Source organism: Desulfobulbaceae bacterium, assembly GCA_013792005.1.
GTDB lineage: Bacteria > Desulfobacterota > Desulfobulbia > Desulfobulbales > VMSU01 > VMSU01.
In genome coordinates, this window is the sequence record VMSU01000058.1 from 1 (window position 1) to 26,619 (window position 26,619).

Annotated in this window: 8 protein-coding genes; 5 read left to right on the forward strand and 3 right to left on the reverse strand. The window is 53.0% G+C overall.

Features of this window, described 5'->3' with window-relative positions; genetic code table 11:
- Nucleotides 1-12: 12 nt before the first annotated feature.
- The 5 genes from FP815_03320 to FP815_03340 all read left to right on the forward strand — a co-directional run bounded on the left by FP815_03320 (nt 13) and on the right by FP815_03340 (nt 8,600).
- The gene (locus tag FP815_03320; GenBank protein ID MBA3013967.1) at nt 13-2,847 is read left to right on the forward strand and encodes an ATP-binding protein; all 2,835 of its coding nucleotides are present in this window, start codon (nt 13-15) and stop codon (nt 2,845-2,847) included.
- A gap of 14 nt (nt 2,848-2,861) precedes the next feature.
- Nucleotides 2,862-3,725: a restriction endonuclease gene (locus tag FP815_03325; protein ID MBA3013968.1), complete on the forward strand. Its 864-nt coding sequence runs from the start codon at nt 2,862-2,864 to the stop codon at nt 3,723-3,725.
- Nucleotides 3,726-3,856: 131 nt separating this feature from the next.
- The gene (locus FP815_03330; protein MBA3013969.1) at nt 3,857-4,873 is read left to right on the forward strand and encodes a hypothetical protein; all 1,017 of its coding nucleotides are present in this window, start codon (nt 3,857-3,859) and stop codon (nt 4,871-4,873) included.
- Between the two features lie 131 nt (nt 4,874-5,004).
- A complete protein-coding gene (locus FP815_03335; protein MBA3013970.1) occupies nt 5,005-6,942 on the forward strand; it encodes an AAA family ATPase in 1,938 nt (645 codons plus the stop codon).
- A complete protein-coding gene (locus tag FP815_03340; GenBank protein MBA3013971.1) occupies nt 6,939-8,600 on the forward strand; it encodes an ATP-dependent helicase in 1,662 nt (553 codons plus the stop codon). Before FP815_03335 ends, FP815_03340 begins: the two co-directional genes overlap by 4 nt.
- 51 nt (nt 8,601-8,651) lie before the next feature.
- Here the strand turns inward: FP815_03340 and FP815_03345 are convergent, their stop codons facing one another.
- The 3 genes from FP815_03345 to FP815_03355 are packed head-to-tail and all read right to left on the reverse strand — an operon-like array spanning nt 8,652 to nt 26,563.
- On the reverse strand, nt 8,652-24,329 hold the full coding sequence (locus FP815_03345) for a PLxRFG domain-containing protein (GenBank protein ID MBA3013972.1): 15,678 nt from the start codon (nt 24,327-24,329) through the stop codon (nt 8,652-8,654).
- A gap of 53 nt (nt 24,330-24,382) precedes the next feature.
- Nucleotides 24,383-25,207, reverse strand: coding sequence for a hypothetical protein (locus FP815_03350; protein ID MBA3013973.1), 825 nt, complete (start codon nt 25,205-25,207; stop codon nt 24,383-24,385).
- Between the two features lie 15 nt (nt 25,208-25,222).
- Entirely contained in the window at nt 25,223-26,563 is a 1,341-nt protein-coding gene (locus FP815_03355; GenBank protein MBA3013974.1) for a hypothetical protein, read from the reverse strand.
- Nucleotides 26,564-26,619: the final 56 nt, after the last annotated feature.

Here is a 26,619-nt window from a genome sequence, read left to right on the forward strand (position 1 = left end):
AGGAGTAACTATATGAAACCTTGGCGTGAGATCGCCGTGCCCCATCCCGATGTCCTGGAGGGCACATTCCAGCAATCCGAATTCGCCGCTGATATTACAGCGGTGCGAACCGGCACGGCAACACGTGAATATCAGGACGCTGCCGCCTTCTTTCAACGTACCTTCATCACCGAGGGTATGCGGCTCTTGCTGACTCAGGTTGCCCATCGTCTAAACGGTAATGGTGGCGAGCCCGTCATTCAGCTGCAGACTGCCTTTGGCGGCGGCAAGACCCACACCATGCTAGCGGTCTATCACCTCGCCACCCGCGAGTGCCCCCTGGCAGATATGCCCGGCATCCCGGCACTGATCGACCAGGCCGGACTTATGGATGCTCCCAAGGCCAGGGTGGCAGTATTGGACGGCAACGAACATGCCCCAGGCCAACCCTGGCACCACGGTTCACAGACGGTCAAGACCTTGTGGGGTGAACTGGCCTGGCAACTGGGCGGTGACGAGGCCTTCGCCTTGGTCCGGGAGGCAGATTCAAACGGCACCTCGCCTGGCAAGGAGGTTCTCAAGGCCTTGCTTGCCCGCTATGCACCATGTGTTGTTCTAATCGACGAATTAGTAGCCTATGTCCGTCAGTTCCAAGATGGCCAGCCGCTTTCAGGCGGCAGCTATGACAGCAATCTCTCCTTTATCCAGGCGCTCACTGAGGCAATCAAACAGGTCCCCAATGCCATCCTGCTCGGTTCCCTCCCTGAATCTGAGGTAGAGGCAGGTAGCCAACGTGGAGTGGCGGCACTTCGTGCCTTGGAAAAGACCTTTGGCCGAGTCCAAGCCCTATGGAAACCAGTAGCAACGGAAGAGGCCTTCGAGATTGTGAGAAGACGCCTGTTCGATGATGTTAAGGATGTGAAGGGTCGTGAGGCTGTCTGCCGTGCCTTTGCTGACGCCTACATCGCCGAAGGGGCAAAACTTCCAGGCGAGGTCCAGGAGGCCCGTTATTTCGACCGTCTCTTACAGGCCTATCCAATTCATCCCGAAGTCTTCGACCGTTTGTATGAAGACTGGACGACAATTGATGGCTTTCAGCGGACCCGTGGCGTCTTAAAGCTGATGGCCAAGGTCATCTTCCGGCTATGGAAAGATGACAACAAGGATTTGATGATCATGCCGGGCAGCCTGCCACTCTACGACAGCGGCAGTCGCAACGAATTGACCTATTACCTGCCGGGCGGCTGGGACCCAGTCGTGGAAAAGGACATTGATGGCGAACGGGCCGAGACTACAGAACTGGAAAACAAAGAGCCCCGTTTCGGTGCGGTGAATGCCGCACGCCGAGTTGCCCGGACCATATTCTTAGGTAGCGCGCCATCCTCGGTTTCAACCAAGGCCACAAGCCGTGGGCTCGATCGTGCCCGTGTGCTGATTGGCTGTCTCCAACCAGGCCAAACCGCCTCGACCTACGTCGATGCCCTGGGTCGCTTGGCTGACCGACTTCATTACCTGAACAGTTCCGGGGATAAGGCAAATGACACGACCCGCTACTGGTTTGATACCCGCGCCAACCTACGACGTGAGATGGAGGACAGAAAGAAGCGGTTTGACGAAAGGAGTGATGTCCGTGTGAAGTTGGCCGCTGTCATGAAGAAGGTCACGGCAGGCCTTGCCTTTTTTGACGGCATCCACGTCTTTACACCACATCCCGACGTCCCGGACGATAGCGCGCTCCGTCTGGTAATCCTCGATCCAGAGCAGTTCTACCTCCGCCAAGATACACGCATAGCCTTTGACACTGTTCTGGAAACAGTGCGTATGAACGGCAACAAGCCCCGCTATCGAGGCAACCGTCTTATTTTCCTGGCCCCTGACCAAGGGGCAATAGGACGACTGCGTGACGCGATCCGGGTGGCGTTGGCCTGGGGCTCGATTGTTGACGATGTTAAGGAAGGGCGATTAAATATCGATCTGTTGCAGAAAAAGCAGGCAGAGAAAGAACAACAAACCGCCGAAGATGTCCTGCCCCGGTCGGCCCGCGAATGCTATAAGTGGTTGCTTTGCCCTGTTCAACACACACCCACAGAGCCAACAATCGAGGTAGAGGCCTTTCCACTCAACACCAGCGGATCAGGGCTCAACAACGAGATCGAACGGGTATGCGTAGAAAATGAGCTTGTGATTGGCACTTGGTCACCGATCCATCTACGGACCAAGCTAAAAGAGCTTTACTGGAAGCCAGCACGAACAAGCGTTGGGGCCATGGCATTTTGGGAGGACACCTTACGCTATCTCTATCTGCCACGATTAAAGAGCCGTGAGGTCCTGGCCCAGGCCATCGCCAAAGGGGCTGGCAGCTTGGACTTCTTTGCCACCGCTTACGGAGAGCATGAAGGGAAGTTTGATGGATTTGCCTTTGGTGGCTGCAATGTCCAACTTGACGACACGTTGCTGTTGATTGAGCCAGGGGCTGCCAAGGCTTACGAGGAGGCCAATCGTCCTAAGCCGGCAGCGACTGTGATTGCAGATTCTGGTGGGCTTACCATGAACGACTCAGGCACTGCTGGAGCAATCCAGCCAGTCACGCCGATGACTGGGACGACTCCTGTTCCACCAGTCCAACCTGTAACGCCAAAGGCAAAGTCGTTTCACGGTATGGCCGAAATCCCGGCAGCAACAGCCAAGATGCGTTTATTGGAAGTAGCCGAGGAAATCATCACCGTACTGGCCAGCGATCCCAACGCCGAGATCAGGGTTAGGTTAGAAATCGAGGCGGATTTTGCAAGTGGCGCATCTGATCAGATCAAACGAGCGGTTTCAGAGAATGCTCGTTCCCTGGGGCTCAAGAATGCGGAGTGGGAGTGAGTGAGGTACATATAATGGCACGAAAGAAGACCAGTCCCTTTGAAGATTTGATTGATATCGCCAGCAAACTCCCTTGGTGGGGCGGGGTATTGTTGGCTTTTGTATCCTATATGGTATTGCACACAGTCGCTTCCCGGCCGGTAACGTTGGGTACGAATCTTAATCAAATGGGTGATGCTGCAGCAAAAGGTTTCCTCTCAGTATTAGCCATGTTCGGGCAATACATTCTCCCTTTTGCTTTTGGCACTGGTGCTCTTATTTCCGGAATAAACTCCATCAGACAAAAAAAGGTATATGCCAGAGTTGAGTCGCGCTCCGATGTCGCCGCCCTGAATGAAATGAGTTGGGCTGATTTCGAGAGACTAGTTGGTGAATACTATACACGCATAGGGTTCCAGGTTGCTCGGGAAGGAGGCAATGGTCCTGATGGGGGGATTGATTTAGTCCTTCGGCAGAATAACGAAACGCATCTGGTGCAGTGCAAACAATGGAAGGCATACAAGGTCGGGGTCCAGCCGGTACGAGAGTTCTATGGTGTCATGACATCCCGAGGTGCGGCCGGTGGGTACTTCGTCACCTCAGGCGTTTACACCGGAGAGGCTCAATCATTTGTAAAGGGCCTCAATCTTCAGTTGATTGATGGGGTCAAGCTCAAGAAGATGATAGACGTTGCTCGAAAAAACCCTTTGCCGGCAGCTTCAGAAACCGAATTGGCGAAAAAGTCAGCTGTTCCGATGTGCCCTAAATGCGGATCGCAAATGAAGAAACGGGTCGCACGGCAAGGCAACAATGCCGGCAAAGAATTCTGGGGGTGTATTGCTTTTCCGAAATGTAAAGGGACTCGGACATTGGAAGATAGCGCCACAGTATTGCGATAAGGTCTTTGATTGTATGTCCGGAAATACCTAAGTTATAACAAGATGGCCAGGTAGCATATGCTTGGCTTTTCATTGTGGCGACAACAGTCAAGATTGGCCTACGATTTAATAGAAGTCAATACGGAAATTTAATGGCAAATAATAAAGAAATAATAAATCGAATATTCGATCATATCGAAAATGGAGATGTTGACAAGGCGGCATTCGCGTGTGTTCGTTTATCCAGGAATATCGGTGATATATTTAACACTATTATCTTTTTAAGGGAATTGTATCCCAACAAAAAACAATTTGCTCAGACTTTCTATGACGAAACAATAAATTTAAAAAAAGCAGCTCAAGATTTTTTATGGAAAAAAACATTAGATCACTGGGTCGAAGAAAGAACACTACTATACAGTCTTACCGATGAGCCCGATGAAACAGTATTGGCTTTAGGTGTTGGCGAAATGCAAAAAGAATTATTTCATCTTAAAGAAACGATAGCCGATTTAAACATTCCCAAAGGCATGGGAGAATATGATGCTGCTGCCTTTACTGATCGGTATGATTTTACAAAATCGAAGTTAAGGTTGAGAATATCTGGGATAACTACCATAAATGAAAGAATTAGGACTCGGTGCCTAAATTATGCCTCTCGTATAGAGAAGCAGATTGAAACACAAGAAAAACCTAATTTGTTTTTGAGTGACGTTCAGAATAAGGTCAATAACTACTTTTCCTCCAGATCAGATGAAATATTTAGAAAATTACAAAAAGCGTCTATCCTATTGGGCTCTACTAATCCAGAAGACAATGCACTACTTCTTGCTTCTATTCGGAGAGCCATTAATTCTGTAGCAGATTATTATTTCCCACCCCAAAAAGGGGAGGTTATGTGTTCTGACGGAATAACAAGGAAAATGGGGAAAGAACAATATTTGAATCGTCTTTATGAATTTTGTTCAAAAACGTATAATTCTTCTACTTCAAATGAACTAATACGAGCTGAGCTAGACTACCTTATGGTATTCGCTAAGAAACTCAATGAAATAGCATCTAAGGGTGTTCATGCTGAAGTCTCATCAGCAGAAGCAAAGCAAGGTTTAGTTGGGTTGTATTTGTTTCTCTCAAATATTATTGAGAAAATTGAATATAATAATTCTTAACTAGCACCCAACCCGTCGTCACGCAACTCTGAAAGCGTCGCGCCTTCGTCGTGCCCCTTTCAGATGCCGGTAATGGCAAGCGGATAACCTCAATAGGAACTAACAATCATGATCGTATTGGATACGTCAAAATGAAACTCTATCGATTACGAATATCAAATTTCCAATCATTCGGTACTGGAATCGCCGAAATTACGCTGGACGACTTGACCTTTCTCATTGGCCCGAACGGTGCAGGCAAAACGGCGGTGCTTCAAGCATTATGCCGGTTGTTTGCTTTTGATCCGAGCCTTCGGCGAATTCACCGATCAGATTTTCATGTCCCCTTAAAGGAAACGCCAGGAATGGCCCCAGAGGAACGCACCTTCTGGCTTGAAGTCGAGTTTGTTTTCCCCGAACTTAATGAAGCAGACGGGGAGTATGCGACAATCCCTCCTAACTTCGCCCATATGCGCCTGGACGATGCTAATGGAGTTCCCCGTGTCCGTTTTCGTCTGGATGCCAAAATTGATGCAGATGGGGAAATAGATGACGTATTGAGCTACGTTTTGGATGTAGATGCCGAAGGTCAACCTTTGACGAAACAGCCTGTTCCACGGTCGGACAGAAACAACATCCACGTTCATTACCTCCCAGCTCGTCGCGATCCATCCGACCATATCGTGTACACGGCAAATTCATTACTTGGACGGGCACTCAGATCAGTAAACTGGCAGACGGAACGAGCTACCATCAAAGAGCTCACCGGGCAAATCAGCAACTCACTTGCTGGTAATGATGCACTGGAATCACTTGGCATAAAACTTTCCGAACTATGGCACAGCCTACATAAAGGATCGTTCTTTGCCGACCCCCAAGTTACTTTCGTCAGCAGTGAGATCGAAGCATTGCTTAAGCACTTGTCAGTCTCTTTTTCTCCTGCCCACGGAGAGGAGCTAGTTGACTTTTCACGTCTGAGCGACGGTCAAAAATCCATGCTCTATTTATCCTTGGTATTATCGATACAAGGCATCGGACGAGCTGTACTTAGAGCCGAAGACGATTCCTTCGATGTTGAAAAGTTGAAACCAGCAGTTTTTACAATGGTTGCAATGGAGGAGCCTGAAAATAGTCTCTCACCTCACTACCTCGGTCGAGTTGTTCAAGCACTACGTGATCTTGGCAAGCAGGATGATGCCCAAGCTTTGATCGCCACGCACTCTCCGTCTATGCTCAAGCGCGTAAAACCCGAGAGCATTCGCCATATGCGTCTCGACGGCTTGCGCCAGACAAAGGTATCCACGATTGTGATGCCAAAAAAATCGACTGAGGCACACAAGTTCGTCAGAGAGGCTGTTCAAGCGTTTCCTGAGCTGTATTTCTCAAGACTGGTCGTGCTGGGTGAAGGAGATAGCGAAGAGATAGTCCTGCCAAGGCTTCTCAAGGCAAAGGGATTAGCCACTGACGAGGCTGCCGTCTCCGTTGTCCCTCTGGGTGGCCGTCATGTTAACCATTTCTGGCGTCTGCTCTCTGCACTCGATATACCATTTGTCACTTTATTGGATCTCGACTTGGCACGACATAATGGAGGCTGGGGGCGTATTCGATATGCAGTAGGACAATTAATCAAATTTCCACCAAAGGGATGTACTCTGAATGACGCTAATTTGGATTCTCTTCCCAAGTGGAACGATGTCGATGACCTCATTGATGAAGATGGCAATGGAGTTTGGATAACGTTTCTTGAATCACAGGGAGTATTCTTTTCCTCGCCAATGGATTTGGATTTTGCGCTGCTGAAAAAATTCCCAACCGCTTATAATATCGATTCCGATGATTTGAATATACCTGGGGAAAATAAGGTCAAAGCTGTCCTTGGGGACAGCTACCACAACTTTAACCTATATACGGATGATGAAAAACAGCTTTTCACCTCCTATCACAAAACCTTCAAGCTGGGAAGTAAACCATCCGCCCACTTGGAAGCTCTCGCCAGCCTCGGCGACGATGAATTGGTTGCCAACATGCCCGCATCTTTTAACCGTCTTGTTGATGCTGTAATCGTAAAGCTTGAGGGCCTACCTGAGTGATTCGGCCCGAAATTTGGCACCCAGCGGATGGCCTGACGCTTGAACCCAATGCACTGGCTGCGGCAAAGGAACAGATAAAATGTCAAGCCCTGACAGCTGGGCCAGGGGCAGGAAAAACAGAGATGCTTGCTCAGCGTGCCGATTTCTTGCTGCGTACTGGCCTCTGCCGGTATCCAAAGAGAATTTTGGCTATCTCCTTCAAGGTTGACGCAAGTCGTAACCTGAAGGAAAGGGTTAGGCAGCGTTGCGGCTCATCACTTTCTTCCCGATTTGATAGTTATACCTTTCATGCCTTCGCGAAACGTATCATTGATCGTTTTCGTCCAGTGCTTACCGGGCGCGATTCGCTTGATGCCGATTACACCATTGGTGAGCAAAGAGTAACCCGCCGCCAAATTACTTTTTTAGATATTATCCCTCTTGCGGTACAAATTCTAGAAAATTCCTTAATAGCACGAAATGCTGTCCGCCAAACATATTGCGATGTCTTTTTAGACGAATTTCAGGATTGCACAAAAAATCAGTATGAACTTATCAAGCTTGCTTTTCAGAAAACAAATACCCGCTTAACTGCTGTTGGTGACACCAAACAGAAGATTATGGGCTGGGCAGGTGCGCTAGAAGGCATCTTTGTCACCTTTGCAAACGACTTCAGCGCAATTCCCTTGAACTTGTATCGTAACTTTCGTTCAAAATCAAAGCTCTTGCGAATGCAGAACGAAATCATAAAGGTACTAGACGCTGGGTCGGTGATGCCCGATGAACTTATAGAAGGAAATGACGGGATAGTTGAAATCCACTCATTCAGTAACAGCCAGCAAGAAGCAGAATCGCTTGCTGCGCAAATTGTCCATTGGGTGGATGTGGAAAAAGTTCCCCACTCTGAAATTGCTATATTAGTCTCCAAACAGTCCGAACAATATACTGAACTGCTTATGGAAGAGTTAGAAATGCAGGGGATTCCATACCGCAACGAACAACAACTCCAGGACATATCCGCCGAGCCGGCTACTCGACTCATTGTCGACTATCTACTCGTGCTCTTCGGAGACCGTGAGCCTAACGCATATTCTCGGTTGATGTCCCAATTGGCAGACCCTATTATTGACGAGCAAAATCAATCGAAGCAGAGAAATGAATGGCATCATTTCATAAAAGTTGAGCGGAAAAAGGTTGTAGGGGTAGAATTGTCATGTGAAAATTTCGATGCTTGGTGGGCGCACTCTATCACATTTCTGAACGAGTTCGGCATGGACAGATTGGCATCCCTTTCGGCTGATTACGAGTCGAGAGCGCGATTGGAAGAAATTCTTAAGGGGACGCAAAAACGACTCTGCGAATTAATTGCTACCGAGCCCGATGTGATTAAAGCCCTCACCTTGTTGACTGACGACCACGCCGTCCGAATTATGACAATCCACAAAAGCAAAGGCCTCGAATTTGATTCTGTGGTGATCCTAGCTATTGAGAACCAGACCTTTTGGGGGAAAATAGATGAAGAGCGATGTGCTTTCTTTGTTGGAGTTTCACGGGCAAAGAAACGACTTGTGCTGACTTATGTAAATGAGCGGCCGAGGCCCACTGGATTTGGGGGGAGATGGACAGTAGCTCGGACCCCCCACAATGAATTTATCTCATATGCTGAGCAGTTTCGTTAATCAGAAACTTAGAGTTCACAAAGGCCAAATTACTGTAAGTGTAATCCTAATCTACTCATTCACCTCCCGCAACATCTCCCTTTTGGGAGCCTTAAACGTCCTCCGTATATTGATGGCAACGTCCCGTCCCGAAATCGGCTTGATGTAACTCAATCCCTTACTCTTAACCCTGGCATTATATTCGCTCACCATCAGGACCAATTCAGCCATTCTCTCCGCACTCTGCTCCTCTTCTGGCAGCATATAAAATCTACGGTAGGCGGTGTAAATTTCATGCCGTTTATCTGAGTATTGGCCGGCGATCTTCTTCTCTGACCATTGCGTCTCTTTAATCGCCGCCATCCTGGCCGGATTGAATGAGAAAAACCGGAACACGGCATCAGTTGCAGTACCCTTTAACGGCTTGGTGCCGTAGAATACTGGTGCCCCGCCACTGGTTGTTACACCTTCGGTGCCCTCTCGATAGGCCCGGAGCGGATTGCCGAACCCAGTCGGCAACATCTTTTCAACCCCCTTCATCACATCGCCATGGGCCATCATACTGGCCCCTTGGACTTCATCGGTGATAACAGCAAACGGAGCACCAAGCAATTCCTTGAGGCTCGATGGTGGCTGCGCAACATTAATCCCCAGAGAGGCCTTTAGGTTTACCCCGGCCCCGCCCAGGCCAAAGAGTCCGCTTCTCATCCACTCGCCACCACCAAACTCCTTATCGGCCCAAGAGTACAACTCCTCTTCTGGATCGTCCCAGCCTCCAAGAGCCTTGAGCAAGGCGGCCACTATCGGGGTTATCGCATTGGCCCCGACTCCGGCCAGAAGAGAAGGGGCAATCAGCATGTGCAGCATGGATCCTACTGCCTTTTTGTCGAAGCCCAGGTCGATCATGGTCAACAAGTAGTTGTGCGAAAACTTGCCAAAGGTATAGGCCGACCGCAAGGCCATTTGCCCCGGACCTTTCCCTTGAGCCCAATACGGCAGCGTCTCCTTGCCGTAGACCCCATGCGCCTTGTCAGATACCTCCTTGGCCAACCTCATGGCCTCCTCGTGGAGCATAGTCTTATTGGTGGCACGAATCCCCTTGTAGGCCGCAAAGATTGTGGTCGCCCGGTTAACTTTCTCTGTAGCCCCGAACATCGCCATTGAGGCAGCCATGAACTTGTCCCAACCGCGTCCGAGTTTGGATTGCAATACCTTGGCAGCATCGTGGTTATACTGCGCTTCATCCCAACCCTTCTCAGAGATCTCGTGAAATACCTCTCGATCCTCGGCTATTCCTTGTCCAAGCCGGTAGGCACCATAGGCGGTTACCGCATCCCGAATAAACTTCCAGGTTTTGACATAGGGTATCTTCCCAATCCCGGACATGGTAGCTGGCACAGCCATGACCATGTTGGTCAGATTTACAGCCGCCGATGATACCCTAAAGCCCATGAACTTCAGGGCAGTCAAGCCCTTCAGGATACCAAACATCCGATCCGCCGCCTCATCGTTCCGCAGGAATTCCTCCATGTGATGCATGACGTCATGGTAGGCATTTTTCTGGGTCGCCGGGTCTATACGCCTCTCATTCACCATGTCCAGATAGTCGCTGAACGTAGCGCCTGGTTGTTCGGCCTTGTACCTGCTCCAAGGGATATCGCGCCCGGTGATGGCAAGCACCATATCCCGGGCCGTATCACGCTTAGCGATACCACCGGCCATGGAATTGGCATACTGGACCACCGATTTCAAGAGATCCTCCTCATAACCAATCCAGACATGTTCACCAAACGCCTCCTTCCTGGCGATCATGGCCCCACGGAACCCACGCCCCTTAAATATATCCGCCACGGCCATATTGATTCCTTTATTGATCTCCTGAACCGCTCGGTCGTATTCGTTGTCACCGGTCTTCGGTCCGGTTGACTTCTTTTCCGCAGTCTTGAGGATCGCCTCGGTTGAAGCGACCAGGCGGGCTGCGCTGAACACATCCTCTCCCAGGTTTTCGTTCTTCCGTAACTCAACCTTGTACCCATTGGCCGCCAACTCTTTTGCTCGTTTTGCCAAGGGCGTGAACGGGATGGCCACTACCTCCTGACTGCCATTGGCGTTCCGCTTGATCCGAAAGGCGTCAAAATTCTCACGGATCGGGTTGGCCCCTTCCTTCTTGGCAACCAAGACCGCGCCCCCAGCCTCTCGGATACGCGGCATGTATGTCCCTCGCAGATCTCCCATCTTTGCCAGCAGAGTGGACAGTGAAACATCTTCAGAGATCGGATCCTTGGCCATCTCCTCGCCACTCCTCCGGATGATCGCCAAGGCCTCGGTCGCCTCTTTATGTTTCTTCATGTCCTGCAAGACCAACATGGCCTCCTGCCGGGACTCAAACAAGGCGATGGCTACGTCCTTATTCTCGCTGACTATGGCCCACGGTTTCGGCTCAACCGGGATAGAAACTTTCGGCTCTTCCTGCCCTGAGTCTCTGGCCTCTTCGATGATCCTCCTCATCTGCGCCGCCATGATGTCGAATCCCCGGTTAAGCGTAACCCTGGTGACCTTCCAGGCATTGACCTCCTTTTCAGAAAACCCTTGCTCTCTAACATAGTCTACTCCCAGGTCGATCATCCGATAGACCGCCGAGTCCTCATCAAGACCGGTCTCAACAGCCTTGCCGCCAGGGTCGATAACGGACCAGGTGTTATTCTGCTTATCACGCACCAGCCGAAAACCTTTGGCGTTTCGGTCACAGCGAATCAGATAAGCCATGACCCGGTCATATGCCTTCTTGTCCTCCTTCTCCAGCCCGGAAAGCACCTTGATGAAATCCGCCTCGGTATCGGCACCCAGGATGTGGACCTCAAGCTCATGTTTTCTCTCTGAACGAGACAATACCGCCTCCACATATCGTTTGAAGGCAGGAATTTTGTCACCATAGTGTTCAATGGTCGAGAATATCCGCGCAATAATAGTCGTGTCTGGCCGATATCTCTTGCTCACGATCATCCCTTTGGCAGTGTCGGCCAGGTCCTTATCGAAATGCTTGTCGATCTTTTCAACCTTCTCCGCAGGAATTCCCTTTACCTGCACTTTGCCCTTGCCGTAAATCGTATCGAGAACATCCTGGGGCGAGAGAAGGGCCCGGGTACGGCTGAGCTTAATGGTGTTTCCACTCGACTGAGATCGGACCCGCGAAGCTCGTAACCCCGTGGCTGCGATTTCTCGCAACAGATTCATGTCAACCTTGCCGACCCGGAGACCAAAGACGCGGACCAAAGCGGCCTTGGCCTTGGCCAGCATAGTATTCACCCATCGTTTGATTGATGGCGGTTGCTCATTAGGATTCTGCTGGACCGCATAGGCCCCAATCTCTTCCAGATAATGAGGCGTATTGATATCCACCTGAGCTGCTGCCATGGCGGCACTGAACCAGTCCGGCAGCTCTCCTGTCCCGCGCCGGGCCATTTTTTCCATGCGACCCAGTTCTTCGATCACCTTGGCAAAATCCCCTCGGACATTGGCCCGGTGGAATCCCTCATGAAGCATGGCGGCTACCGCCTGACCCGACTCAATGGCCGATGAAACTAGGTACATGGTGTCACTGCCCGAATCGTAAGCCCCGACAATCCGGTCCTCGACATTCATTAACGGTGCGGCCGATGGCGGCAACTCTTCTTCGTTGGTCACCAACTGCAGAGCTCGCGAGTCACGAAGCCTGGATGCCACGTTGTTATACTGGCCCCTACCAAGTTCACCCCAGATATCCTCTGGCAACAAGCCTGACCAACCGACATGAGCCCGGCTGGCCTTGACGCCATCACCATCCTCATTACCGTACTCGACCTTGGTGGCGTTAATATTGAAGCTCTTCATGACCGCCGATAATACCACCCCACCGGGAGTCACATTGTTCGGGATAAAGTAACGATCCCGGTATTGGATACGCTCAGTGATCACCCCGGCCCGCGCCAGGAACAACTCTTGGGCACGATTGGGGTAGGTCTTCAAGGTTAACTCTATGCGCCGCTCACCGGAGACCATGGCTTTGTGAATGGTAGCCCCGTTGGACATGACTACCCGGGCACCGTCAATAACCGCCTGCACCAGATCATGGCCGCGCATCATCGCCTCGGAACTCTGCACGTTCAGGTTGGCCAGGGTCGCCTCAAGATCCTTACTTTTGATCTCGCGGCCCATGTAAACCCGGCCGTCGTCGGTCTGGATTCTCGCTGAATCGATCCGGTCATTGTTGAAGCGGTTCCAGATCGGCAGAATACCGCCGGTGATCAAATTGATCTTGTGGGTTGCAAATTGAGGCCGGACTTTGTTCTCCTCCTCCCACAATTTTGCCGCCTCATTAGCCTCAAGCCGTTCAAAACTCTCGGGCTTCACCTCGCTCGCCGCTTCAAAGGAGATCCCACTCGTTCGATAAAAGCCATACACCGGCACGATCGAACCATCCTTGGTGGTCCTGGTCCCTGCCGACCAGAGTGCCGACACCCGGCCCGACCGTTTGTTCTTAAACCACCCCGCCTCTCGTTTATTGCGGATATAGTTGACCACATCATCGAACTGATAGAATGGGTTGTCGGTCTTATACTTGACTTCGACATACTCGGCCTTGACATTGGTGCTCTTGTCCTCGTAGACCGTGGCCCGGTTGGTGACCATCGCCCCTCGATGGCGAATCGTCTGAAGGCCATCGTCAAAGGTCCCATTCTGCTTGGCATAGGCAACCTGCTTGTCGATCTCGTCAGAGAAGATCTCAAAGACCTGCTTCTGGGTATCGACTCTCAGCGAGAGCATGCGGTTTAAAAACTGTGTGATCGGCGGGATCTTCGAGGTGTTGAGGCTGTTGTCCTCTGCATTGATGACACCGGTCAAACCCATCTGTTCCAGCAGATCATCGGGGAAGAGATCATAGCCAGGGACAATCTGGCCACGCTTGCCCATCGCCAGATTGGTGAAGAATTGATTCACCGCCTGTACCGCATATCGTGATTCAAGGTTATCCGAGGCGTTAAAGATCGATCCGCCTGCCGTGTCACGCTGGCCGGAGGTCAAGGCCCCGAGTTGCTCAAGACGGCGGGCGATTGAAGAGATGAACCGTTTCTGGGCAGGCACGTCAGTGGCCACCAGCCGATAGACAGGGGCATGTTTCTGGTTGGTCCGGTGCGTTCTGCCAAAACCCTGGACCGCCTTATCTGCCGACCAGCCAGGCTGAACAATGTAGTGGACACGCTGCTCTTGATTCTTGAACCGCTTGTCGGAGTGGAAGGAGAACCCGGTGCCTCCGGCCTGAGAGAAGACCAAAATCCGCTTCATGCCGTCATTGAACCCCTTGGCATCGGCGGCAACGATCGCCGGCGAGCGCTTTTCAACCGTGATCTTGCCGTTTTCTCCAATAACGACCCGCTTTGACCGGCCAGTGACCTCGGAGATCTTATCCGGCCCGAAATGATTGACCAGCATCTGCAAGGCAGAATCAGGGATCTTCATCCCTTTGATCTTCTCCACCAGCTCGTTCTTCATCGCCAAGGCCTCTTGGTTGATGACCGGATTACCGTTTGAATCCAACACCAGTTGCAGCGATTTCGAGGTGACTCCATTCTCATTGACCGTCGACACCTCCTCATACTGATAAATGGGGAAGGCATTGTCCAAGAGGGTGAGGAGCTGATCCCTGGGGGTGAGGTCGAACTCTTCGATCTCTTCCTCGCCGTTCTCCTGTTCCTTGCTCAGGTTCTGACCCGCGAGCTTGGCCAGGGCGCGGGACTGGTCGGCTTCATTGGTGTTGGTGAGTTGGATGACGACCGACTTGCCGCCCTGCAGGTCATTGTCGATCTGCTCAAGCACCGACGGCATGGCACTTGCCGTGATGATCTGGTTGAAGAATCGCTGATGCGAGCCCCAAAAGGCCGACATCACCCGGCCCTTGATCTCTCCCGACGATCTCCCCCCGGCCCCCTTGCCATCCTCATCAAGGACGCCGGTGGCTTTGAGTGCCTCATTAATATTGTTCAGCACCACCTGCCAGGCCTCGGCCATGGCATCGTATGCCTCATTTTGATAACTGGTCAACTCATGCTCAATCTTCGAGTATTCAATCCCATTGTATGACAGGGACCGAGCCAGATAGAGCCCCATCTGCTTCAGGTTCTGGGCCACCATCTCCATGGCGGAAACCGATTTCGACATCTCGCCGATAAAGGCAGGGGCGTTGGAGAACGATGTCCCCTCACCCCACAGACCAAGTCGATCGGCATAGGCCAGGTTCGAGACCTCAGTCGCCCCAGTAGCAGAGACATAGAGGATCTTCGCCTTGGGGAAGATATTACGCAGATCCTGGCCGGCCAGTGCTGTCAAGGTGGGTTTTGACGATCCCCTCTTGCCCTTGACCGGGATCAGGTTGCCCATGGCATGCGCTTCGTCAAAGGCGATCACCCCGTCAAAATCCTCCCCCAGCCAATGGGAGATCTGCAGGATCCGGTCGCGGGAAGAACCCTGACCCTTTGTCCCCTTCTTGATGGCCTCATTGCTGCTCTTGCTGTTGCCGATGATTGTGGAATAGGCCGTGAACAGAATGCCGTTCTTTTTTCGATCGATCGTATCCAGGGTCTTGGTACCGGCCTGCGGAAAAATCACCTTCGGGTCTCCACCGATATCGGCAAAGTCACGCCTGGCATCTTCGATAAGCGGGTTCTTCATCGAGATCCAGACTGCCTTTTTCTGACCACTCCGCAAGGAATCCATGATTACCGCTGAAATCTGCCGCCCCTTGCCGACACCAGTGCCGTCACCAATGAAGAATCCACGCCGACGCTCGTCAGGCAACTTCTGAGCAAAGGCCTGGCCGGCATAGACCACCGCCTCCAACTGAGCTGCCGACAACAGTCCCTTGGTGATGATCTCTTCAGGCAGGTTTGGGGTGTAGGTCGGATCAGGCGAAGCAACAGAGGCCAACGCCGCCGACTCAACCAAGGGGGTGTTGTGCGAATGAGCCCCCTCGATCTTGACCTTCTGCGGCTCGTACTCCTCAAAGGTGGAGTTGCCCAACTCCTTCTTGACCACGCCATTGCTTGCCGTGTCTTCAAGCTTGATCTCCGGCTGTTCGGTTGGAGTCTCGATCGTCTCTTCATCAGAAGGTTCTGGTGCGTTGGCCTCTGTTTTCTGATCCAGGTTGGTCTTGGTTCCCCGACCACCACCCCTGCCCGTGGCTGGCTTCTGCTCCGGCCTTTGCTCTTCCTCTGGGGAAGTAGGAGGAATGGCCGTTGGCTTAGTGACGACTTCCGGCCGGTCTCTCCTGATCTCTGCTAACTTGGCAAAGGCCTGAAGCGGAGATTCGACCGACCCGGTGACAATCTGGGTGCTGTCTGGCGTCGGCCCTTGCTTGTCGATGACCAGGATCCGGTTATCAAAGGTGGTCCCATATTTGACGTACGAGTCCCCAGAGATCAGAAGATTGGCCCTGACGTTATACTCCTTCTTGATCTTTGCCCACCAATCCCTAAACGTCGGCGATTCAGCAGACATACCGCCACCGACAATGGCCACCAGCCGTCCGCCAGACTGTAACTTCTTCAAGGCCTGCTCAACGTGCTTGGCCCCGTTCATCGTCTTGCGCTCGCCTTCAACTCGCCCAGCCGTCGAAGAGAATGGCGGGTTCATCACGATAACCGTTGGTTGGACAGACTGGGGCAGGATGTTGCTCAGGTGTTCGGCATTTTCGGCAAAGAACTGGTCAAACGGCAACTGGCTCAAGAACTCCATCCGCCTGGCCGACAGCTCGTTGACAATGACCTTGGCCCCGGCCATCTTGGCAAAGACAGCCAAGCCGCCAATGCCGGCCGACGGCTCCAGCATGGTATCGTTCTTATTGACGTTAGCGACCCAGTTAGCCAGGTAGGCGTAATGAGGCGGGGTAGAGAACTGCTGGAACTCGTCCTGCTCCTTGGTCCGCTTGGTCTGAGTCGGGACTTGGCTCAGCATCGCCTCAAGACGTTTAGCCGTCTCAACTGCCGATTTCACCCCATCGTCATTCTGAAACTGATACGAGTAGTTGCCAAAGCCAATACCCAAGAGGTACTTGTTGATACCAAGCTCCATGGCATCGTAGGCATCCTTGACCGAGTATTTGCCCTCGCCCTGAGTTCCGTCAAAGGCATCATCCGCCTTGGCAAAGAGATCCCGCCAGGTAAATGATGTCCCACCTTTAAGGAGATTGCTTACCCAATCGGCCAGTTTGTTTTGCGGAAGATTGCTGGGATCAATGGCGGTGGGGATATTCTCATCTTCGCGGCTGCCGGGGACCTTGCCATACTCAGACTCATAATCCTTGGCAAACTGGATGGCATAGGGCCTGACACCCGGACCGAACATAGTGACCAGTTCCTTGAAAAAGAGCTTGATGAACTCCTTAAACGACTGCCCGGCCTTGGCAAAGGCCTTGGCCGCTGCCTCAAAATGGGGTTTGGCCGCCTTGTAACTCTCCTCATCGAAGCCTGCAGGAAATGATTGCAGCTTGTTCGGCCCGCCGGCAAAGATTGCGACCAGGCCTTTCAGTGCCTCATCAATCCCTTCTACCCCGTGCTTGGCCATCTTCTTGGCCAGCTCTTGAGCGGTCTCCAACTGGACATCGTTTAAGGATGGGGTGCCCGGCTCACGTTTCGATGGCAGGGGTGCCTTGGCCGGCTCGAAGGCTGGCTCATCGTCCATCTTCTGGAGGTATTCCCCCTTGGTCTTGGCCTCGTTTTCCAGTTCGATATACTCGTAACCGTCAATATCTCTGGTGACGCGCCTGACTTTCTGGCCCGAATAGGCTGTTTCGTCGTTAATCCGGCCGTCAATAATCATGTTCCACAGGTCTGAGTGCGGGCGGACCGTAACCACATCACCAGCCTTCAAGCCGCTTGAGAACTTAGGCGTCGGCTCCTGGCGCAGGCCCATCTTCTCGTTGATGACATCGAGCACCATGTTGGTCTCGAAAAGGTCAAACGGCAATGCGCCACGACGCAAATCAACGATGGTGTAGGCCTTGCCGCTGGGGGTATGCGGCATCGCCCCGCCACCACTCCAATGGGCCTCATACTCAGGAGTAACGGTCTTGAATACACCGTATCCAAGATGCTGGGTTGAGCCTGTTGGTAAATCATGAATCGTGGGCAGACCAACCGATCTATCCGCCAGAAGCACCACTTTTCCGGATGCTACATGCTGGACAATCTCTTGAAAGTCCTCGGCGGACCATCCCTGTTTCTCAATGGTAGCCCCTGGGGGCTCCTGCTCCGGTTGTTCCTGCTTCTCCTCCTCCATCTCGGCCACGGCTTCATCGAAAACCTGCTCCAGTTCCTCGCTGGTCATGGAGTCGTTGATGTACGCCTCACCGCTTGCCATCTCATTTTCGGCAGTGGTCTCCTCATTGGGAATCGATAACTCACCCTGACTAAGAGCGATATCGTTTACGGATGAACTCTCACCGACCCGATTCTCATATTCGAGCTTCAGGTAGCGGCCAAGATCGGTGACGTGCCACTCGGTAACCGGATACTCAACCACCCTGTCAGAGACCATTCCCACATATCTCAGAGTATCGAGCCAATCTTTAGCACTCTCCCCTAAGGCTGCGGCTATTGAATCTCGTGTAATTTTACCGTTCCACCGGGTAGAAGTATGGGCCTGATCGTTGATGAGCAAATAGTCGATGACAGAGATCATCCCTTTCTGCTCATCAGTTGGCGCAAAGCCTTCAAGCCCGTAGCCCTCCGGATCGCCAAGGATTTTATTGACAGCCGCATCCTCATAGGCCTTGTTTCTGTCTCGCTTCTCCGCGTTGGCCTCAGCGAGCATCTGGTCATAGATGGCATCGAAATCATCAAGAATCGCCTGTCTCGCAGCCTCATAAGCGTCTTCCGCTGCCTTTGCCGGGCCACCGCTCTTCTTCCATTCCCCGTCGGGATTCAGTTTCGGTCCCTTCTCACCCCAAACGATGTTGTCTCGAATGAGCAGGCTCAGGAGCTGATTGATGTTCTTGCGCTCGTCACCGCCTGGATATGGAGTGCCACGATACTTGGGCGGGGTGACCTTGCCATCCTCGGCCCAGTCCGACACCAGATAGTCGTCACGCTTCTTGTCTTGGGACAAGGTATCCAGCGCCCAGGATTCTCCGGCCCTGGCCAGCAGTTCATGCTCTTTTGCCCAGTAGCCTTTCTCTGAGCCAGCGGCATCCATCTTGAGGGCGTCCTTATAGAACTTCGTTTGATTGCCGCCTTTTTCAGGGTATCGATAGTAATGTTCGATGGCGTAGCGGGCATGATCCTTAGGCGTGCTGCCCTTGTCCATGTTGGTGAAACGTGAGCCATCAATGAAACGGCGCATATTCTTCAGCAACGACGATGGTGAGGCAGGAGTCTTCTTCAGCAACTTCTTGATATCCGCTATCGCTTTCCTGAGGTCAGAATCCTCGGTCAACCAATCGATGGCATGGATGAACTCATGGAACAACGCGCCATCGCCCCGGGTATTGGTGACGTTGATCACCGGCACCGTTCTGCCGTCAGCGGTAGGATGGTTATAGGAGAAGTGAGCCGCGTACTTGCCATGACCCAGGGCGCCAATGGCGAAATGGAGTCTGCCCCCAAAGGAGAGGGCCTTGGGCTCGGCACCAAAGAGTTCGGCCATGGTCATCAGGGCATCATAGGTATAGTTCAGGTGGTCCTTGGCCTCCTGCGCCTTGACGTAATCACCGATGGTGATGTCGGCAAAGCCAAAGGTCTTTTTCAACTCCTCGGGGGTGATGTCACGACCATTTCGGGAATCCTTGACCCCGGTCCTGACGATGGTGTCAAGTCGCGGCCGGGTAAGCGGGGTCTTGCGGTCGGCGGCCTGCCGCTCCTTGTTTTCGGTCTCGACAAGTTTGCCCCAGGCGCTGTATCTGTTGGTGTACCCCCCAAGCTCTTCCGGGATCAGGGTGTCGATCCCGGCGAACAACGTTCGGCTGTTCTCTTTATAGAATTGAGAATGGGCGTATCCGTCTCGTAATTTTCCGTCATACCCAGCCTCTGGGTTCTCGACCTTGAACAGGTTCTTAAGCCGGGATTCGATCTCACTCAGCGAGTTCACCCCCTCGAAGACCTTAGCCAACTCAGACACCTTCGTCTGGTACTCCAACGCTATCGCCCTGGCCTCCTTGATCCGCTCATCATTGGTCTCCACATTGGCAAAACGCCCGCTGCTGGATGTCCAATTACCCTTGAAGACATCTACAGGCCCCATCCGGTTCCGGCCCTTTCGTGTCTTAAAGCCAGCTGCTTGCTCGGTGAAGAAATCAGGGAAGGTGAATACCTGGTTTCGGAACAAGGCCAACCACTCCTTGGCACCAGGGGTTGCATCATCAGCCAGTACGTCGGAGGAAAAGAGATCCGCCCGGGTTGTCGCCTTGACAATCTGCTTCCAGGTCTTGTCCATGTCATCGGCGGACAAGTCATCAAGTCCCTTTTTGAGTTGCTCCCAATGACGGCGCAAGGCCTCGCCAGTGGACTTTTGCTTCTCCCCTTTCTTACCCTCGTACCAGTCCCGGCCTTGGTCGATCTTTATCCACTTCCTGGCCGCCTCGTAGCCCTTGGCGTAGTTCTCTTTCCCCTGGGGCAGAGTCGACTTGGTCTTCCCCTTCAGGGCATGATCGAAGCCCGCCTTGAACTCTTTGGCCTCATCGGTCCCCTCATCAAGGCCACCGTCCAGATATGCCTCGCGTATCGCCTCCTGGTAGACCTCGGGATCGCGGTTGGCCTCCTTCTGCTGCTGCCTAAAATTCTTAGCGGCCTGCTTCTGAAGTGACTGATAGAAAGATTTGGGCAGGACCGGCTTGCCGCTGACGATCATGCCGGCATAGAGTTCTCTGGCCTGGGGACTCTCGGCGGCCTCGATCAACTTGTTGATCCGGGCGACAATGATTCCGTCAATTGTGTCCGAGAAGCCTGATCCGTCTCCGGTCACTGCCGACTTGCCGGCAATCTCCATCACCTCCTGATCAGTGGCAAGTGAGGTGTGCAGGACCGATTCCAAGTTACGGCAGGTGATCTGCCGCTTATCCTCGGCGGGCTTTGAGGTATCTGATGCCGGTGGGATCTTCTCAGCATCCGACTTGGTGACGAACTGCGCCAGCTTATCAATCTTGGCCTGGATATCGGCCTTTTCCTCGTCAGTAGTAGGGTTAGTCAACTGTTCAATCAACCGTTTACGTCGGTTATCCAAGAGCCGGGCCTTGTTCTTCTCCTGCTCGCTCTTCTCATCGCCTGAAACATTTTCACCACTTCTGACCTGATTAAAATGCGCCTCGGTGATTGGCGGCTCTCCGTGGTTGATCTCTGAATATTCGTGGTAGTCCTTGAAGTGAGGAAGGCCCTCAAGCCATAGCTTCACCAGCTTGGAGTCAGCGACCTTGCCCCGGACCTGAACGGCACCATGGGCGGTCAACATCCCGTCGCCGATTCTCTTCAAGGCGCTTTCCGCGTCTTTCAATGCCCGAGCCTGATCTCTCCGCCCATCAGCAGACTTAGACGGATGCGCTTTGATGGATGCGATTGTCTTATGCAGCTCAACCCGACGATCCTCATCATCAATTGGCTCGCTCAATGCCGCCCGATATTGGGGGTGGTCTTTCAACCGTTCAATGCCATAGTGGTCAATGACCTGCTGAGGGACCGGCTTTCCTTCTCCAAGGGCTGCCGCTACGGCGTTAAGATGCTGTTGCCCTGCCAAGAGAGGTTGATTTCCCTTCTCCCTCTCCTGAACCTGGAACTCCCGGCGAGTCATCTGCCACGGCTCCCTGGCTTGCGTCTTCTCAGGTGGAGTTGCATTAACGGTGACGGTATTAGCGGCCTCATCTTCGGTGGCAAATTCCGCCTGCCACTCCTGATGCTTGCCAGCATTGAGAAGTTCCAGCTCCTTACGTTCGCGATCTGTCAACTCTGGCGTGCTTTGATCTTCGGAAAAGGCCTTGGCTAACAGCTCGGCCTTTCTGGCCTGTGCCTGGTTAGAGACAGTATTTTCAGGAATTGCCTCTTCCGCATTGCTCGTCTCTTGCCCTACAACTGCTGGTCGATGCTCGGGTTTTAGCAACGCTACCGCTCGATCATAGGCTGCCTGCTCTGTGTCGCCATGGCCGACAACTTTTGATAGACCGCTGTCGTCTTTGGGGTCAAAGATGGTGACCGCATACTCCCCTGTTTTCTGCGCCTCATCTGGCACATTCTTGGTCACCGTATATAGCAGCCCTTTTCCGCCCGGAAGATCATAATGCTCGCCATCAACAGCCAGCACAGGGGAAGCATCCTCGCCTGGGTTTGCCAACTCTCCCCCATTGTCCATGGTGTGATTAGCAGTTGACTCCGGATTCATGGGGAGCTCGTTTGGTGTCACCTCACTATTGATTTCTTGGTTGCTTTGAGACGATTGTCCCTCTTGTGATAGCTTCTTGAAATCCACCTTACGCTTCCTGGTGGCGGCTTGATCCTCTGCGCTCATACTCTGGTCAGTAAGGTTCTGCATGAGGTCGCTGCCTTGTGCCTCTGATTGATCACCAGCGATTAACATTTCAGCGCGCTTATCGATACTTACACGATTAATCTGAAATCCACTATCAACCTTATTGACTTCTAATTCACCCTCAGCAGCGCGCCCTCTTTTGATCCGATTGGCCAAGGCCTTTTCGGCTGCCTCCTGACTCGTAAAGGTAAAGGCCTTCGGTTGCTTCCCAAACGATGAATCTTGGACCTCTTTCGTCGGTAAAGTCGACTCATCACTCTTGGACACCGTATTGATCGGACCTATATCCAAATCCGGTGGCTTTTCAGAACGTTTCCCTGCCTGAGTCGTACTGCTGACAGGAGGGATAGGCACTGACTGAGCCGGTTCCGTCGATGGCGTTTGCTTTTGCCCTCCGGCCAACTCTTCGGCCAAACGCTTCACGTAGACCTCGTCTCTCGCCTTCTCCTCCTCAATCACGCGATGATCCATGAGCATCTGTAATTCGGTCGCATTAACCGCCTTACCAAGAGGGCCGGCAAAAGCCATGGCCTTTGACAAGTCCTCGTGTTTCTCGGCAATGACAGTCGACACATCCTCCCGATTGATATTCAGCGCCTTGAGTTTCTCTGGATCATCAGCCAGGGCGATGAGATCCGGTGTCGGGATATTTGCCTTCTTGAGGGTAAGGACCCGCTCATTCCGTTGTCGATTCAGTTCGCTATTGAGGGAACTGATCGATGCGGCCTCGTTCAGTTCTGATTGACTAAACTCGCTATTTTCGGGAGTCAGTTGCGACAACTGGCTGGGATCGAGCTTAGTGAGAAAATCAATCCGATGCTGGGCCTCACTCCTTTTCACCCCAGCCAGGCCACCGGTCAATGCACCCAGGATGCCGCCAACAAACATTGATTCGCCAACATCGCCTAAAAGATCCTGCTGCTGGTCATAGACCCGCTTGGCGGTATTAGTGACGATCTGCTGAGCGCCTTCCTCGAAACCTTCGGTGATACCGGTGGTAAGAGCGGCCTTGCCAACCCGTTTCATCAGACCCTCTCTAGTCGCTTCCTTGGCCAGTTCGGATTGAAAAATATGCTTGAGCCCAGGAATGCGCTCGAACAGGATCCCAATCTCAGACATTTCAAGTGCGCTGTTGACAGCGCCAACAAGGACAGCGGATCGGGCGGCCTCCTCTGGTTTTACCCCAGCGGCAACCATTTCCTGAAAGGCACCACCTGCTTCGAGTGGTCCAGTGGCGGCAATCCCCGACCCCACGCCAATTCCTGCCAACAGCGGATTTCCGGTAAGCCCCCCTGCAATAGCAAGCCCAGTCGTCGCGGCGACCTGAGGGATATTCGAGGCCACATCATGGGCCAGGGCCACCCCCGCCTCCCGCGAAAACAGTCCGTATTTGTTGATCGTCCCCAGGATCCCAAGGCCCCTGATCTCTTCTGGTGCCTGCCACTGAGGATTCTCTGCCAACTTCTCCTTGGCCCCCTGTTCGATCCGCATCCCGCGCTCGATCAAGGCCTCGCCGACTGGCTGCGAAACATTTTCCTTGAACAACTTCTGCATCGGACTCAACTTGGCCTCATTCACCAAAGGCTCACTGACAGCCAGAGATGCCTTGTCGGTCACGTTCTGACCGATAGAGGGAGTCACCGGAGTAGGGGCGTTGTTGGACTCAACATTGGGCGGGGCATACGGGGCCTTGCTCTGCTGGTCAACCGTCCAATCCCATTCCGGGACACCCTTATTGATAGCCTCGGTCTCTCTCTTAAATTGGGGGAGCAAGGTGCCGTCAGATGATGACGCCAACCTCTCGACTGCAGACATGATCGGGGCCTGTTGCCTGGACAGGGAAAGAGGCCTGCCGGTAATGGCGGAGATAGGTTCCTTCGCAATCTGACCCTTGTCCATCATCTCCTGGTACTGCCTGGTTGTCGGCCCAGTCCTGGTATCGAGGAGACGCTCGCCAGCCACCTGCAGGCCTGCGCCAAAGGACTCCTTATTACTGTAGGCCCCTTCGGCCAAACCATGGCCTATATGGGTGAGAATCCCATCCTGGAGAGAGGGGCCACCTGTACGATCTCCCTCAGCATCAATCTGACCGAACAGACTGAAGACATCGTTCTTCGATTCCCCAGCCGGGACAACTTGCTGACTGGAAGAAGGTTTATTCTGGGCCTCGTGCTTATCTATGTCGTCAAACAGGTCAATGATACCGGCCATTAGTGCTCTCCATTATCGGGTTTGGGATACATGATCGTTTCTATTTCGGAGCGTTATTGTTGGGCCTCGCCAGCATAATACTGTCTCAACTGCTCATACATGGCGGGATCGATCGTCTTCAGGGCTTGCAGGTACTCCCTCTGCTTATTAGCGTCTCCCATCTGACTCAAGGCTGCCGTGTGAGCCTCAAAGCCACCGCCTGGCGATGATTGCTGATTGCTCACCACACCGCTTCTCTTGTCGAAGACTGCTGCCGGCGTTGTCTGCTGGCCGGTAAGAGGATTCATCGTCGGCTTGATGTACTCGAATCCACCGGTCTCTGACTTCTGAGGGACGTTTACCCCAGCGAGGAAAGCGGCCTTCCCATCGTTAGCCCCGTCCGCTATCTGCTGGGCCTGCTCACCGTTTACTCCGGCCAGGAGTGCGTTTCCGGCCAAGGCCATATTCTGCTCCTTGGTCTTCTGATCACCCATGGTAGCGAGCCGCCGATCCTGTCCGGACTCCTGCATTGCCAGACGTTCAGCCGCGTTCTTGTCACCGGCTTTCTGGATCTCGAAGACGTTATTTCCCTGCCACTTGGTTCGATCCATCTCTGCCGTATTGTTGATAGTGGCCAAATTCTGCGCCCCGGTGTTGGCAAGTTTCTGCTTCAGCATCTCGGTCTCATTGTTCATCCCGGTCGCAGCCAGCTGAGTCTGGTTGTTCATCCCTGTGGTCTGGACATCGGTGGCGTTTTTATTGTTCTCGTAATTGGCCGAGGCTTGAGCCTTATTGGCGTTAGCGTTGGCCAACATAGTGACCAGGGCATTGCGGCGCGACACCTGGGCGTTACGTTGCGCCTTGTCATTGGAATTTGTGCCCGTAAATGTAAGTGCCATAATCAGATTCTCCTCTTATGTGGTTGGTGTTTCGTCGTAACTATGACTCTCACTGAGCGAGGCGTTGTAACTGATCCCCTCACTCATACCTTGGCTGTAGCTCCTGCTGCCGCTGTATCCATAGGAGGCCGAGGTGTTGACCGCGTTCAGGGCAGAGGCCGTGAGCTGAGCACCCACATTCATGATGCCCTTGGTGCCTTCAACCTGGAGTCCCTTGATTGAGGTGTAGGCCTGAATAGTAGCCTCCACCTCGGCCTTGGCCTTCTCCATATTGAACCGTGCGGCCTCGATCTTGGCCTTGATATCCTCGATCACCACCGCATAGTAAGAGGCATCCGCCCGTGACATGGCCTCAAAGGCACTGGCCTCTGCCTTGAACCCTTCGGTCTGGGCTTGGACCGTGGCAGCCTTTGCCCGGACCTCAGACTCAAACCCTGACAGTTCGGCTTTATACCGCTCGATCTCGCTTGCATTCTGTTGAATCACCGCCTCAATCTGCTTGATCTCAATATTGGCGACTGATTCAGCTGCCTGCACCCGCGCCGCATAGGCCTGGACCTGGGAGGCATAGACCTTAGCCTTCGACTCCTCAGCACCAAGCTTTGCCTCATAGATACCGATCTTGGCCTTTTCCCCATCCAACCGGGCAATGTAGGCCTGGACCTTGAGCCGATACCCTTCAAGCTGGGCCGTGCTCAACTCCATGGCAATCTTCGCCCCCTCCATCTCGGAGACAAAAAGCTTCATCTGTGACTCGGCGGCCCCAATCTGGGCCTCATAGACTGCGACCAGGTTCTTTTGCAGTTCTGACGATACCCTTGCCCCCTCAACCTGCCCCTTGAACAGCTCGACCGCCGCCAAGGCCCCCTTGATCTTGGACTCGTAGATTGCCGCCTCGGTCTTATAGGCCTCAACCTTGGAGTTGTGCAGAGCCACCATGGCATTAAATATTTCCACCGCATTCTGAGCCGAAAACTTGGCCGCCTCAAACACCCGGTTGGTATTCTGGGTGAAAAATTCACGCATCATCCCTTCAAGCTTAGCCCCTTGCTCCATGACAAATTGGGTGTTCTTCTGGGCCAGTTCGGCCTGGCTGATCGTGATGTCACGGCTGGCATTGAGATTGTTCCGGGTAATCTGCTGCATGGCCTCGGCAATCTGGCCGGCCAGCATCCCGGGCGGGATGGTCCAGCCTCGGGCTGCCCAATAGTTGTTGGCGCTATCCAGGAGTTTCGCGTTCTCGTCCGCTGTCCGGTCCAGATGCCGCTGATACAGCTCAGCCTCGACTGCTGCCGACAAACCGGTACCGCCATTTACGATATCGTTCAGCACCTTGACCAGAAGTGCGGCCCACATCTGGCCACCATCATCCGCCAGGTATGCAGGATCTCCCCACACAAACGGCGACGGAT